Annotated in this window: 13 protein-coding genes; 6 read left to right on the top strand and 7 right to left on the bottom strand. The window is 42.9% G+C overall.

The features are described from left to right. Positions 1-65: 65 nt before the first annotated feature. Entirely contained in the window at positions 66-2015 is a 1950-nt protein-coding gene (locus tag EMP01_RS10175; RefSeq protein ID WP_129021413.1) for a peptidylprolyl isomerase, read from the bottom strand. A gap of 189 nt (positions 2016-2204) precedes the next feature. Between EMP01_RS10175 and EMP01_RS10170 the strand changes: the two genes are divergently transcribed. Next, on the top strand, positions 2205-4442 hold the full coding sequence (locus EMP01_RS10170; RefSeq protein ID WP_129021412.1) for a Tex family protein: 2238 nt from the start codon (positions 2205-2207) through the stop codon (positions 4440-4442). A gap of 75 nt (positions 4443-4517) precedes the next feature. Here EMP01_RS10170 and EMP01_RS10165 read toward each other — a convergent pair whose 3' ends face one another. The 6 genes from EMP01_RS10165 to EMP01_RS10140 form a co-directional block, all read right to left on the bottom strand. Continuing rightward, positions 4518-5681 (bottom strand): BT_3928 family protein, encoded by a 1164-nt coding sequence (locus tag EMP01_RS10165; RefSeq protein ID WP_129021411.1) that lies wholly within the window; start codon positions 5679-5681, stop codon positions 4518-4520. 8 nt (positions 5682-5689) lie between these two features. Continuing rightward, positions 5690-6241 carry a DUF1599 domain-containing protein gene (locus EMP01_RS10160; protein WP_129021410.1) on the bottom strand — a complete coding sequence of 184 codons (552 nt, stop codon included), beginning with the start codon at positions 6239-6241 and terminating at the stop codon, positions 5690-5692. Between the two features lie 2 nt (positions 6242-6243). Continuing rightward, positions 6244-7497, bottom strand: coding sequence for a DUF1015 domain-containing protein (locus tag EMP01_RS10155; RefSeq protein WP_129021409.1), 1254 nt, complete (start codon positions 7495-7497; stop codon positions 6244-6246). Between the two features lie 65 nt (positions 7498-7562). Continuing rightward, the gene (locus tag EMP01_RS10150; RefSeq protein ID WP_129021408.1) at positions 7563-9338 is read right to left on the bottom strand and encodes a BamA/TamA family outer membrane protein; all 1776 of its coding nucleotides are present in this window, start codon (positions 9336-9338) and stop codon (positions 7563-7565) included. Beyond that, on the bottom strand, positions 9335-10414 hold the full coding sequence (locus EMP01_RS10145; protein WP_129021407.1) for a DUF5074 domain-containing protein: 1080 nt from the start codon (positions 10412-10414) through the stop codon (positions 9335-9337). Before EMP01_RS10145 ends, EMP01_RS10150 begins: the two co-directional genes overlap by 4 nt. A gap of 14 nt (positions 10415-10428) precedes the next feature. Beyond that, positions 10429-10971, bottom strand: a complete 543-nt coding sequence (locus EMP01_RS10140; RefSeq protein ID WP_129021406.1) for a glutathione peroxidase — start codon at positions 10969-10971, stop codon at positions 10429-10431. Between the two features lie 247 nt (positions 10972-11218). Here EMP01_RS10140 and EMP01_RS10135 point away from each other — a divergent pair, with 247 nt between their 5' ends. The 5 genes from EMP01_RS10135 (at position 11219) to EMP01_RS10115 (ending at position 14827) form a co-directional block, all read left to right on the top strand. After that, on the top strand, positions 11219-11914 hold the full coding sequence (locus tag EMP01_RS10135) for a 2-C-methyl-D-erythritol 4-phosphate cytidylyltransferase (protein WP_129021405.1): 696 nt from the start codon (positions 11219-11221) through the stop codon (positions 11912-11914). Further along, entirely contained in the window at positions 11901-12836 is a 936-nt protein-coding gene (locus EMP01_RS10130) for a hypothetical protein (protein WP_129021404.1), read from the top strand. The genes EMP01_RS10135 and EMP01_RS10130 overlap by 14 nt, the downstream gene beginning before the upstream one ends. A gap of 63 nt (positions 12837-12899) precedes the next feature. Next, on the top strand, positions 12900-13556 hold the full coding sequence (locus tag EMP01_RS10125; protein ID WP_129021403.1) for a CoA transferase subunit B: 657 nt from the start codon (positions 12900-12902) through the stop codon (positions 13554-13556). Between the two features lie 384 nt (positions 13557-13940). Continuing rightward, positions 13941-14411 carry a DUF1573 domain-containing protein gene (locus EMP01_RS10120; RefSeq protein WP_129021402.1) on the top strand — a complete coding sequence of 157 codons (471 nt, stop codon included), beginning with the start codon at positions 13941-13943 and terminating at the stop codon, positions 14409-14411. Between the two features lie 32 nt (positions 14412-14443). Beyond that, a complete protein-coding gene (locus EMP01_RS10115) occupies positions 14444-14827 on the top strand; it encodes a DUF1573 domain-containing protein (RefSeq protein ID WP_129021401.1) in 384 nt (127 codons plus the stop codon). The last annotated feature ends 17 nt before the right edge of the window (positions 14828-14844 follow it).

The raw sequence follows: 14844 nt of genomic DNA, 5'->3' as shown, positions 1-14844 counted from the left end.
TGATATGCAAACCAAACGCTAAAACCTTGCAATTTGGTATGCTCCACAGCCCTGTCCGGTATTTTTTAACGTACCAGTTTTTTCAGCACATCAGTATTTAATTTGTAGGTGTATTTACTACGCAGCTCCGTTTCCCAGTTTTTCTCCAGCTGCTTCTGGTAATCTTCTACTACACTACCCTTTGCTTCGTCCAGCGTTTTAGGCATTGCAGTAGTATAAATCTTACTTGGATAGATCAGCGTTTCGCCGTTATTGTCAGATTTTATGTCGCTTACTTTTCCTTCTTTCAGTTGGTTTTTGTCAAAATTGCTTACACTGCTGAAGTCAAATCTGCCGGTTTGCTGGTATATCTTTTCACTGGTAGTCGGTGTGTTCACTTTGGCCAGTGCATCTTCAACCGAAAGTCCCTGTGCCAGCGCATCATGGATTTGTGTTAAGGCTTCATGATTTTTGCTTTGGAAGATCACCCCGTCAAAGCCAGGCTGCCATTGGTATTGACTGCTGTTGCTCTTGTAGAAATTCCTCAGGCCCACAGTGTCTTTGGTAGCCTTAGACCAGATGTTTTTATCCATCAGGTCAAATATCAGTACACCATTCCGGTATTCAGATACCAGTCCCTGGTATTCCTTATTGTTCTTTTCCAGTTCATCAACCAGGATATCAGTAATCACTTTATCGGTATAGATGCGGTATAACTCCCGGAAAGCATCTTCCTTACGGCCATTCAGGCGACCCATGGTCAGGTCTTTTACATATTGCAGGAAGTCTTTTTGGCTATAAGACTTGCTCTGTACTTCGAATAATTTTGCGGTCAGTTGCGGATATTCCTGCAAGGTTGCTCCTTTTTCAAGATCACTCTGGTTAATGGTAGCAATCATCGCCGCCATATTTTCCGGGAACTCTTTAAAGCCAAGGCGTTTTTTCGCTTCTGCCATATCTTTTTGTTTCGCAATTTCGAAACGGCTGTTTTGCTCCACTTTTGCTGTCAGCTCTCTTTCCTCTTCGGCATAAGTGCCTAATGGTTTTTTAGAGATGAGTTTCAGCAGGTGAATTCCGTAATCGGTTACGAATGGTTCAGATATATCGCCTGGGTTTTTCAGCCCGAATGCAGCATTCTCAAAGTTTTCGGTCATTTTACCCGTTTTGAATGCAGGCAATTTACCATCATTATTCACTGAATATTCATCTTTAGAATACTGGCGTACCATGTTTTCGAAAGTAGCCTGCTTAGCGATCACTTTAGCCCTGATCTCATTGGCCAGCTTCAATTGCTCATTAACCATATCCGGAGTGCCATTGTCTGTAGGCAACAGGATCTGTGCCACTTCTACCGTACCATTGGTTGGTCTTTCTGCCAGTACTTTTATAATATGGTAACCATATTGTGTTTTGAAAGGCTTAGACATACTCCCTACCGGAGTGCTGTATGCCACATTTTCAAATTCGTATGGAGTCTGTAAGGCTGTGATATAGCCCAGGCTTCCGCCCAGGTTTCCGGTAGATTTATCCATAGAATATCTTTTAGCGATATCCTCGAAAGATGCCTTTCCGGTATTGATCTGGTTGTACAGGCTGTCAATAAATTTCTTGGAAGCATCGTTGGTCGGATCAGCAGTATAATGCTGCACCAGAATATGCGCTACTTTACGTTCTGTTTTACTGCGCTCATAAGCCTCTTTAGTCAGAGCGCTCACATTGTCTTTGCTGGTCAGGTAATTGCGGGCCAGCTGCGTTTTATAATTATTGATATCGTTCTTCAGGACGGCAAGGGTATCCATGCGTAAAGTCTCAGCTTCTTTTACCTTCATTTTGTACAATGCGTACAGGTTTGCAAATTCATTCAGAGAGTTATAATCGTAACGCAGGGTATTATTAGAGCTGTTCTTTTTATAGCCGGCAAGGAATTCCTCTTTGGAAATGGCGTCTTTGCCAACTGTAAATACGGTCTGGGCTTGTGCGGACATTACTGTTACCCCCAGGCTGATACCTAATAATACAGAATATTTCTTGTTCATCTTTGAAGTAAAAATTAAATTTTGATGGGCTAAGTTAATTATTCTTTTGCTAACAGAGAAGCATTTTATCCTGATCGGGAAAAATGTTTCAAACAGGCATATTATAGGAATTTATGGGCTAAAAATGAAATTGAATTTATGGTATAAGAGGTTATATTTGCCTCCTTTTATTACCCTTAAAACAGAGTTATGCATACGACACATTCGAAGATTATTGCCCAAAAATCAGGAATTGCAGAGGCTGGTGTTATTGCCGTGCTGGAATTACTGGCAGAAGGTGCTACCATACCTTTTATCGCCCGTTACCGGAAAGATAAAACAGGTGCGCTGGACGAGGTGCAGATACAGCAGATACAGGATGAGGCTAAATTTCAGCAGGAATTTTCGGATCGTAAAGCATTTATAGAGAAAACGATCACAGAGCAGGGTAAGATGACCGAAGAGCTGCAGGCCAGACTGGACAAGGCAGCCACGATTAATGAACTGGAAGATATATACCTGCCCTATAAACCGAAACGTAAAACAAAAGCACAGACTGCAAGAGAAAACGGACTGGAGCCCCTGGCTTTATGGTTGCTGGAGCAGAAGGCCGGTGATCCTGAAGAAGAGGCCAAAGCTTATATCAATGAACAGGTGGCAGATGCAAATGCTGCCTTGCAGGGTGCAAGAGATATTATCGCAGAGACGGTAAATGAAGATGCGGCAATACGTGCCGGTATGCGCCAGCTATTTGAACGTACTGCGACTGTGCAGAGTAAGGTGCTGATGGGACAGGAAACAGAAGGTGCGAAGTATAAAGACTATTTCGAGTTTTCGGAACCGGTAGCTAAAATACCATCACACCGTATGCTTGCGGTAATGAGAGGGTTTATGGAAGGCATTCTCAAGATGACCATTGCTCCGGAAGAAGAAACGGCATTGGCTGCAATTGAAGCGGAGTATCTGAAAAGCGGTAGTGCTGCATCTGATCATGTAAAGAAAGCGATCCGTGATGCCTATCGTCGTTTGCTGCAACCCAGCCTGGAAAGCGAATTCCGTATGGAATTGAAAGTAAAATCGGATGAGGAAGCGATCAGTGTATTTGCAGAGAACCTGCGCCAGCTACTGCTCTCCTCCCCGCTCGGCTCTAAACGTATTATTGCCATTGACCCTGGTTACCGTACCGGTTGTAAGGTGGTGGTGATCGATGATAAAGGAGATTTATTACATAATGACCTGATCTATGTGCATGAAAAAAATCATAGATTGAATGCAGCGGAACATACCATCCGTTCGCTGGCCCAGAAATACGATATTGAGGCATTTGCCATTGGTGACGGTACCGCAGGCCGCGAAACAGAGCAGTTTGTAAAAGGCCTGAAACTGGATCTGCCGGTTTTCCTGGTGAATGAAGATGGTGCTTCTGTTTATTCTGCATCGGCAACAGCCCGTGAAGAGTTTCCGACGCATGATGTAACTGTAAGAGGCGCAGTAAGTATCGGTCGCCGCCTGATGGACCCTCTGGCTGAGCTGGTGAAGATTGATCCGAAGAGTATTGGTGTAGGTCAATACCAGCATGATGTAAACCAGACCCGCCTGAAGGAGAAGCTGGACCAGACTGTAGAGAGCTGTGTGAATGCGGTTGGTGTAAACCTGAATACTGCAGGTAAGCATTTATTATCGTATGTAAGTGGCATCGGTTCCGGTGTTGCGGAGAATATTGTGAAGTACCGCAGCGAAAACGGACAGTTTGCCAGCCGTAAGGAATTGCTTAAGGTGCCCCGTCTGGGCAATAAGGCTTTTGAACAATGTGCCGGATTCCTGCGCATTCCTAATGCCGGTCATCCGCTGGATGCATCTGGTGTACACCCCGAGACGTACACGATTGTGGAGCAGATGGCTGCTGATCTGGAAATCGGGCTGAAAGACCTGGTGGGCAATGAAGAAGCGATCAAGCGCATTAATGTTGCTAAATATGTAACCGACACTACCGGTCTGCATACCCTGCAGGATATCATTAAAGAGCTGAGAAAACCGGGACTGGATCCGCGTAGCGGCCTGGAGCAGTTTGAATATGCTAATATCTACAGCATTGAAGATGTGACCATAGGTATGATTGTACCGGGTATTGTCACCAATCTTACCCGCTTTGGTGCCTTTATTGATATTGGAGTGAAACAAGACGGACTGGTGCATGTATCGGAGATCTCTCATCAATATATCAGCGATCCGGGTGAGGCTTTAAAACTGAATGATAAGGTAACGGTACTGGTTACAGAAGTGGATCTTCCGAGAAAGCGAATCGGCCTCTCCATCAAACAGGCACAGGCTCCGGGAGCTGCTCCGGCAAAGAAGCATGGCGGACCTAAGAAAGCTGCTCCGGCAGAGCCAAAGCACGAAAACTTCTCTGATGCACTCAGCCATCTGAAAAGTAAATTCAAAAGATAAAATAAGAAAAGTCATACAAAAGAGAAAGGATGCTGTATCAGCATCCTTTCTCTTTTTATATGTTCCGGACAGTAATTACTGTTTTGGATTTACAGCCGTTTTTGGATAATCGTAACGACTCCATTTGCCTATAATCGTACCATTTTTAATCAGCATCAGGCCACCATTGCTGCGCATAGCTGTCTTACATACCGTTCCGTCAATCGCATATGCATCCGCGTCCAGTTTGTAGCGGGCTTTGAAACGATTGGTGGCCGCTTCATCATTAGCAGAAAGGATATAGAATCCTATGCCTTTTGCATAACACTCCCGAATCAGGTTTTGCAGATCCTGCATGTCTTTGCCTTTCACTTTATCAGCATCTTTTACAAATAACAGGTAAGAATAGCCCGGATCTTTAAGTAGTGACTCTGTATAATCCTGACCTGCAAAGTCTCTGATTGCGAAGTCCTGGATCTTAGGTGTAGCATTACCTTTTTCTATCAGTGTAGTCTTGCTTTCGATATATTTCAGGTTCCATAAAGTGGAATCCTGCATAAACTGTTCCTGTGTAAATTCAACTCTTTTGCCATCTTTTTCATATACCAGCATAGTGGCATATACATCCGGTTTAGAACCGGGAGGCACTTGCATATCATTCCAGATATTAACGCCTGGTTTGTATGGCAGACAGTCTCTGAATGGTAAATGTCTTAAGGTATAGAACTGTATGGCCAGGGTAATGATGAGTGTGGCAATGATGACCACATGTCCCCACATTTTCTTGAACAATTCCGGAATGCTGTTACGGCCCAGGAATAATAAGAATACCAGGATCAGTAACACTAAATCCTTGATAAAAGACTGATGGGCTTTCAGGGGAATACAATCTCCGAAACAACCACATTCCTTTATCTTGCCCGATATAACTGCATAGCCTGTAAGGAAGGTAAAGAATATGGTGAGCAGGAGAATGAGGAATGATACCGAACGGTATGCGTAGCCGATGATCATGGCTACACCGGCCAGTATCTCAAAGGTAATCATGGCTATAGAAATGTACAGGCTGTATGCTACAAAAGACTGCATCTTCCATACTTCAAAAAATTCGTCCATCTTATAGGCCAGTCCGGAAGGATCATTAGCCTTGATGAGTCCGGAAAAGATAAACAACAGACCTACCAGTACACGTACGGTATTCAGTATGTAATAACCTGCCTTTTTGTTCTGTGGAGCAATTGCCTGGGCATTCATGTTCATGATAAAAGCTATTTATTTTTTTGTTCTTCGATTAAAATTAAAGCAAAAATGGCATAATTGATGATATCGCAAAAATTGGCATCTATACCTTCTGAAATCACGGTCTTCCCATCATTGGCCAGTATTTGCTTAATACGCAGCAGTTTGGTCAGGATCAGGTCGGCAAAAGACTCCTGGCTCATATTGCGCCATGCCTCTCCATAATCATGGTTTTTCTTCAGCATCAGTTCCCGTACAGAATCTACCTGTACATCATATAGTTCTTTAACCGTATCTACCGGCAGATCAAGCGGTGCTTTATCGTCCAGACCTGCTTGTATGAGGGCAATGTAACCATAATTTATAATACCGGAAAATTCACTTTCTATACTGTCTTCAATCTTCTGTACGCCTTTATTTTCCTGTATCTGGCGTATACGCCAGGCCTTGATATAGATCTGGTCTACAATAGAGATCGGACGCAGCATACGCCAGGATGTACCATAGTCTGCTGCCTTTTTCAGAAACACGTCTTCACATGCACTGATCACCCCATTATATTGCGCTGTTGTATTATTCATTATTATTGTTTCGTGCTATGATTAAGTAAGTGTACTACCAGACCGTCTCTCGTTTTTGGTTCAAACCAGGTCGATTTAGGAGGCATTACAGAGCCGCTGTCGGCTACTTCAAATAATTGTCCCACACTAACCGGATAGCAAGAGAAGGCCATAGCCATATCTCCGCTGTCTACCCGCTCCTGCAGGTATGACAAGCCGCGGATACCACCCACAAACTCCAGGCGGTTGTCGGTACGCGGATCATGGATACCCAATATCTTGCTGAATATATTCTGCTGCAGGATACTGACATCCAGTATGTCTACAGCATTGTCTTTATAAGAACCTGGCTTCACTTGCAGCTGGTACCATTGCTTATCCAGGTACATACCGAATTCATGCGGTTTGGCCGGGCGGTATGGTGTATTTTCCGGTACAGCAGTAATCTCAAAATCTTGCTGCAATGCTTCCAGAAATGCTTCTTTGCTGATCGTACCCATATCCAGCACCAGTCGGTTATAATCCATAATGGCAACCTGGCTTTCCGGGAATATGCAGGTGAGGTAATACTGGTCAGCGGTGGCGATCCCCTTTTTCTGGGTAAACTCTTCTGCTACCTGAGATGCAGATGCGGTACGATGGTGACCGTCTGCAATATATGTATTCGGTACCTGTTCCTCGAAAATAGTGGTCAGTTGTGCAATGATTTCTGGATTGTCCACTACCCAGAAAGTATGGCTGATCTGATCTTCAGAAGCAAACTTATATACCGGCTGGTGATTGGTTTTCCAGTCTTCCAGCGTACGGTTCATGTCGGATACATCTTTACACGCCAGGAATACCAGTCCTGTATGTGCACCGGTTACTTTAATATGATTAGCGCGGTCCAGTACACGGTCCGGTTGCGTAAATTCATGCTTCTTGATGCGATCCTCTGCATAGTCTTCCAGCGAAGAGCAGCACACCAGTCCTGTCTGACTGCGGCCGTTCATCACCAGTTGATATATATAGTAACACTCTTGGTTGTCCTGTATCAGGATACCTTCTTTAATAAAACGCTCCAGGTTGTCCTTCGCCTTCAGGTATACTTCCGGACTGTTTCGATGTGTGGTCTCCGGCAGATCGACTTCTGAACGGGTAATGTGATTAAAATTGAAATGATTCCATTTAGATGCATTTAACTCATCTTTATTGGAAACATCATAGGGCAAGGCAGCCACTTTCTCGACTATATCAGCTCTTGGACGCAAACCTTTAAACGGTGCTATTTTTGCCATGCAGTTTAATTTATTTTTTTGAAGAAGGCCAAAATTAAGGTATTATTTTTATTTTATTTCTCTTGCTAAAAGTAGGTTACATATCCAAAATGGACTTTAGTATTCCTGAACTGAAATGGCTCCTGGTCCAGCTTACCCAGGGCCAGTACCACATTGAAGATACCGGACTTACTTTCGAGGCTTATACCTGTACCGAAACTGAGCGGTGTATTGGTCTTATTGGTAAGGTTATACCGGGTATAGGTCTTGCCACCATCGGCAAAGAGAAAGAAGTAGGATTGTGGAGAAAGCAGGGTCCTTAACTCTGCCGTAAATACATGGTACTGATTCGCATAAATACTACGCTCATCAAAGCCACGGAGTAATTTAAAGCCCCCGATCTGGTATAGTTCATTCTGATACAGGTTTTGGCCGCTGATATACCCGCCTTCATACCCGGTTTTGATCGTCAGCAGTTTTGCCAGGGGTATAAAATATTGCAGGGAGGCTATAGCACGATACTGCACCTTGTCCCTATTGGCGGCTTCGTACAGAGTGTTGTAATCAAATCCATCATTGATCGAAAGGATATTTTCATTGGGCAATACCTTCCGTTGCAGGCCAGCCATACTGATCTGTGCGGCCCAGCCCCGTACCGGGTTTTGTATATGATTGGTCCGGTTCATAACATACTCTACATTCAACCCGCGGGTATTTATATCAATATTGTCGTTCAGGGTCTTGTATTGCTGTACAAAAGCGATATCGGGATTAGCTACCCTGTTATTGTATAACTGAAAGGCAATACGGATATAATCTTTAGAGCTGAAGAGGTAGCGAAGACCAGCCTCGTAAGAGGTGCGGCGGAATAAGGTATCTCTCCCAAAGTATTCAAATTTTGCATCGACAGCTATATTCGAGCCCATGATGTATGGAACGATCAGACCTGCATTGAGCTGAGGTGAGCGAACCTGCAGATTCTTGTAAGTAATATTAAATGTTTCGCCATAGCCCATAGTGTTATTGAGTAGCAGTAATATGTCAGCGGTCCAGGTAAAACGCCTGCTGGCCTCACTATTAGGCTGCAGCCCTACCAGTGCATTGATCTGGTTCGATTTTTTATCATTTAGATAGAGGTCGAGGTTGTTGCGGTCTATGGTGAAATTCATGATCCAGGGCTGGGATTCCTGGAGGAAAGGTAATTCCTGGATTTTTTTTGAAATGCCCCGTACCGCTTTTTCATTATACGGTTTGCCTTCTTTAATGCCCAGGTAAGATTGAAGAAACAGGCGGTCTACCTGTGCATTGCCCGATAAGCGTATAGAATCTATTGTGATATACGGCCCTTTGTTTAAGCGCAACACCGCGTGCAACACCCGCGCACTATCAAGCTGTATACTATCCAGGTAAGTTTGTGCAAAGGGGTATCCATTGTTTTCTGCATAGACGAGTATCTGCTCCATCAGGTTCCCTATCCTTTGAGCACTCAATACCTTGTTGGTATAATCCCGTTCTATGATGCCTGTATTATTCAGGATGACCTTGGGGATATCGTGCAGACTTATCTTACCGATGGTATATACCGGGCCGGTATAGATAACAGTATGTATGGTATCTGTCTGTACCTGCCAGCTGTCGGCAGCTGCTTCGAGATATCCTTTTTTGTGCAGGCTGGAGATAAAACCCTGTATAAAATCACGGGCCAGATATTCATTGCTGAACGTCTTGTTTTGCGCCTCTTTAAATAATTGAGGATCCTTGCTGTCTATACACAACACTTTACGCAGGCTGTCCTGCGCCTGCACACGGGCTATCGTAAGCCCCAGTATGATGCATAACAACAGGTATCTGATCACAATCATTCAAAGTAAAAATAACCCGGTCCCAATTCTGCCAGGAATTGTTTTACCGGTGTGCCATCCGGCCGATAAACGAGTACACTACCCTTTTGTATAAATCCTTTCGGGTCTCCGACATAGATCAGGCCCGTGGCCGGGTCTATGCCTAATGCCCAGAAATATTGCAATTGTTGTGCCGCGATAAAGGCCTGAGTGGGTGCCTGCGTTGCGGTAATCGGCATTCTGTAAATACCATTGTAGGCATTGGCAGTACCCTGGTAATTCACCCCGATAAAATAAATCGTATCCTTAGCCGGGTTAAATGCCGGCTTAATCAGATCTGCATCGCTTCCGAAGGAAATGGTTTTAATCATACTACCAGAAAACGGGTCCAGTTGTGTCAGCGTTGAAGGTTTGTTATAGGTATGATTACCGGCTAGTACCCATAATTTCTGATTCTTATCTACCAGCACCTGTGTTGGTGCGTAGCCACCGATATTGATCTGGCGGCTGATGACATTTGTAGAAGGATCTATTTCATAAATGAAATTGCAACCGGTATCCCAGGGGCATACATACACCTTATTATTCAATAATGTAATGCCCTCATTATTCTTGTTAGTAGTAGTGATCGTATCTGTGATCTGGTTGGTAGTTGGATTCAGGACAAATATGCGACGGCCATACATACTGGTAATATAAGCTTTGTGCTGATCTACTATCTGTATATAACGCGGCTGATTTACACTGATCTCTCCCTGTTTGACAAATGTTTTTTTGTCTACAATGACAATTTTATTGGAATTGTTCACTACCAGGTACAGTTTACCATTCCACACGGTAAGGCTCTGAAGCACATCGCCAAGCGGTGCATTATTTGCAATAGTATACACATTATTGATAATGCTGTCTGTAACTGTATTGATATAACTCAGCGAAGCATTGCCATTACCGAATACCCCTTCATTGGCAATCAGTATCTTCCTGTCTTCAGTAGCAGGATTACCCGTATTGCCGGGATTAGGCTTGTCTTTAACACAGGCTGTAAACAGCACAATGCTGCAGCAGAACAGTATTAGTCCTTTGAAATATTGACTCATTCAGGCAGATAATATTATTTAATCAGAGATACAATCTCTTCGCTCATTGGCTTTGTAGCCGGGCTGAAATGCTGTACCAGCTTACCTTGTTCATTGATCAGGTATTTCTGGAAATTCCATTTTACAGAACTGCTTTCCACACCATTATAATCCTGGGTAGTAAGCCATTGATATATCGGAGCCATATCTTTTCCTTTTACAGAAATCTTAGCCGCCATAGGGAAACTTACCCCATAGTTTTTCTTACAGAACTCAGCAATCTCATTATTGCTGCCTGGTTCCTGGCTCATGAAATTGTTAGCCGGGAAACCAATAATCACCAGTTTATCCTTATACTGTTTGTATAATTCTTCCAGCTCTTCGTATTGCTTAGTAAATCCACACTTAGAAGCGGTATTTACAATCAGGATCTTTTTGCCTTTAAAGTCAGCAAAGTCGATAGTGGAACCGTCCAGGGCTTCTACCTTGAACTCATAAATTGATTTCGGAAGCTGTGCATTTGCCTTTGGTTTGCAGGCAAACAGGAAAGAGAGGAGGCCCATAAGGATGTATTTCATTGTTGTGAATTTTAAATATTAATTATGCAGTTCAAAGTTACGGTAAAATGTAGTTACGAAATCGGTTGTATCCGATAAGACACTATATATAAGGACAGAAAGAGAAAGATACCCACAGGGAAATATGTATATTCACAATGCAGATCAAAAGCTTAAATTTTCTATACCTGCGAAAATAGTAAATATTAGGGGCAAATGTCTGTTCTGATTACCTTTGCAGCTGATATAAAAGATCACTAACTATTCCATGAACGCTGAAAATACAAACTGCATTGCCGTAATTGTAGCCGGTGGCAAAGGCCTGAGGATGCAGAATGCAATGCCCAAACAGTTCTTGCCTTTAGATGGCAAACCGGTGCTATACCATACTGTTGCTGCGTTTCAGCAGGCCATTCCGGGTATACGTATCGTACTGGTGCTGCCTGAAGACCATATCAGTTATGCCAATATGATCCTGCAGCAGTTTGCCGGAGGTATAGATATAACGATTGTAACCGGCGGTAGCACTCGTTATGAGAGTGTGCGTAATGGCCTGCGGGAAGCCGGTACAGATGATATTATATTTGTGCATGACGGAGTACGTCCGCTCCTCTCTTCTGCTTTGATTCAACTATGCCTTATGGCTGCAGAGGCGCATGGTTCTGCTATTCCTGCGGTTGCTGTCAGTGACAGTATTCGTGAAGTGACAGAAACCGGCTCTAAAGGGGTAAACAGGGAACAACTGCGGGCTATTCAGACACCACAGACCTTTAAAGGTTCTATTTTGCTTCCTGCATTCGAACAAGCTTACCAGGATAGTTTTACAGACGAGGCCTCTGTCGTAGAGGCTTATGGTCAACAGGTCTTCCTGGTGGAAGGAGAAAAAACAAATATAAAAATCACCACACCGGAAGACATGATATTTGCTACCGCTATTTTAACGCTACACCATGAACAGAAATAACACTTTTGCTTTCTTGATGGCAGTATTACTGCTCTGGAGCAGCCGTGCTGCAGCACAAACAGTGGATACTTCTCTGTTTTATATGCCTATATCCCTGGATGAAGTAATCGTTTCTGCCCGGCAGAGAGGATTTAATGTACCAGAATTTATACAGGCCATTAAAGAAGATACTACTTTTTATAAGGCATTTAAAACCATGCGCCTGCGCACGTATAATGCAGAGAATAATATTGCAGCATATAATAAGAAGGGAGGCGTGCAGGCTACACTGAATAGTGAAACCAAACAGATATTCCGTGATGGTTGCCGCACAATGAGGGTACTTGAGGAAACCGCGACCGGAGACTTCTACGACCGCAAAGGGGAGTATAATTATTTTACCGCAGAGCTGTTTGCCGGTTTGTTCTTTACCAAAGGCACCGTCTGTAATGATAATAACATTGTAAGAGGCTCTTTAGACCGCGAATTGTCCGGGAAGAACCGTATAGAGAAGAGCAAAGTGCAGCTGAAAATGCTTATGTTCAACCCGGGCAGCAGCATCCCAGGGTTACCGTTTATCGGCAATAAAGTGGGGATTTTTGACCCTGAAGTGGCTAAAATGTATGATTTTAAGCTTACGGCACAGCAGAAGAACGGCGAGGAAGCCTATTGTTTTGAAGCCATACCCAAACCGGAATATGCAAAAAAAGTTGTGATCAACCGGTTCGTAACCTGGTTCCGTCCATCAGACTACTCTATCATCTCCCGTGACTATTCCCTCTCTTATGATGCTTTGGGTTATGATTTTGATGTAGTTATGCATGTAGATTTAAGGCAGATCGGTAAAGAATTACTGCCATCATTTATCAGTTATAAAGGCAACTGGAAAGTGGTGACCAAAGCAAGAGAAAGAGTGAACTTTACCGCTTCATTTTCATACTAATTTCTTCTTGGCATCCTCAAAAAAATATATACATTTGCGTATCATAAAATACAACCATCAATCATGGGCTTAAACAGAGATCAAATTGCAAAACGTATTGCCAGAGAACTGAAAGACGGCATGTACGTAAACCTGGGTATCGGGGTGCCTACCCTGGTGGCCAATAACGTGCCGGACGATATCGAGATCGTATTGCAGAGTGAAAATGGTATGCTGGGTATCGGACCTTTTCCTACCGAAGAAGAAGTGGATGCGGACCTGATCAATGCCGGTAAACAAACCGTAACCCTGCGTCAGGGCGGAAGCTATTTTGACAGTGCATTAAGTTTCGGAATGATCCGTGCCGGTAAAGTAGATCTTACTGTTCTGGGCGCTATGGAGGTTTCTGACCAGGGCGATATCGCAAACTGGAAAGTACCTGGTAAAATGGTGAAAGGTATGGGTGGTGCTATGGACCTGGTTGCTTCTGCCAAGAACATTATTGTAGCCATGATGCATACTGATAAAGAGGGCAATTCTAAGTTGCTGAAACAGTGTAGTTTACCGATTACAGGTTTGAAATGTGTAAAGCGTGTAGTGACTGATCTGGGCTTTTTCGAGATTACAGAAAATGGTTTCTTACTAAAAGAATATGCACCTGGTGTAACTATAGAAGATATTAAGGCTAAGACCGAAGGAAGATTAGAGATTGCTGCAGATGTGAAGGAAATGGAATTTTAGTAAAGCATTGATTCTGATTAGTTAAAATATTCAAAAAATTAATTATTGGAAGATATTCAAATTTTACTAACTTTGTTATATATAGTCTAAAAAATAATCATATAAAATAATTTATTTCAATGAAAAAATACCTTCGCGTTATTGTTGTTGTATTTGCTGTGTTATTTGCCGGAACATTGGTTCAGGGTTGTGCAGCAGGAAAGAAAAGCAAATACAGCTGCCCCAATAGAATTTAATTAAATGCACATCTTGCAATTCGGGATTAGTTAAGTTATACATATGTTTTTAACTGGCAATTAACCCGAATTGTCTTTTATACTATGTCTTGTAGTATTAACTTTGACAAGCAAACATTTCTTTCAAACTGATAAATTTTAATAAAAAATGAAAAAACCGTTGATGTCTTTAGCAGTATTATTATTAATGGGTACTACTGCTGCCTTTGCTCAGGAAAACAGAAAGTCTTTAAAAGCAAAAGAAGCAACTACTGCTGCAAATCCGGCTGATGGAATGAAGTTCAAACAAGAAGTTCATGATTTCGGTACCGTTAAAGAAGGTGATAAGGCTGAATTTGACTTCGAATTTGTAAACAAAAGCAAAGAACCGATTATCTTACAATCTGTTACTGCATCTTGTGGCTGTACTAGCCCTTCCTGGTCTAAAGAGCCTGTAAAACCAGGTAAAAAAGGCACTATCCGTGTAGCATATTCTACTCCGGGTCGTCCTGGTCCGATCAATAAGAGCATTACTGTAACCTCTAATTTAGGTACTAAAGTACTGCAGATTACTGGTAGCGTAACTCCAAAACCAGCTACTTCTGCTCCAGAGACAAAATCAGTAATGAAAGCTAACTAATATTGCTTTTTTTACGCTTTAATTTTATGAAAATGAAAAAGACACTCTCTTTATTAATACTGGTACTTACGTTCTCCGTTGCGACTTTCGCGCAAAGTGGTCCTGCATTCAAATTTAAGGAGTCCAATAATACTTTTGATTTTGGATCCGTTAAAGAAGGACCTGATGCCGTGCACGTATTCGAATTTACGAATACCGGAGATCAGCCGATATTAATTCAAACGGCGGAGTCTTCTTGCGGTTGCACTACTCCGGATTGGCCTAAAGCGCCGATCCTGCCTGGTAAAACCGGCAAAATTACCGTCAAATACAATACGGCAAATCGCGTAGGACCAATCAATAAATCTATCTATATCAAATCCAATGCCAGCAGAGTGCCGGTGGAATTAAAGATCACGGGCAACGTGGTGAAATAATTCCGGATAATATATTG

It is taken from the genome of Edaphocola flava (assembly GCF_004118155.1).
GTDB classification, from domain to species: Bacteria; Bacteroidota; Bacteroidia; order Chitinophagales; family Chitinophagaceae; genus Edaphocola; species Edaphocola flava.
This window is presented reverse-complemented; position numbering and strand designations above follow the sequence as displayed.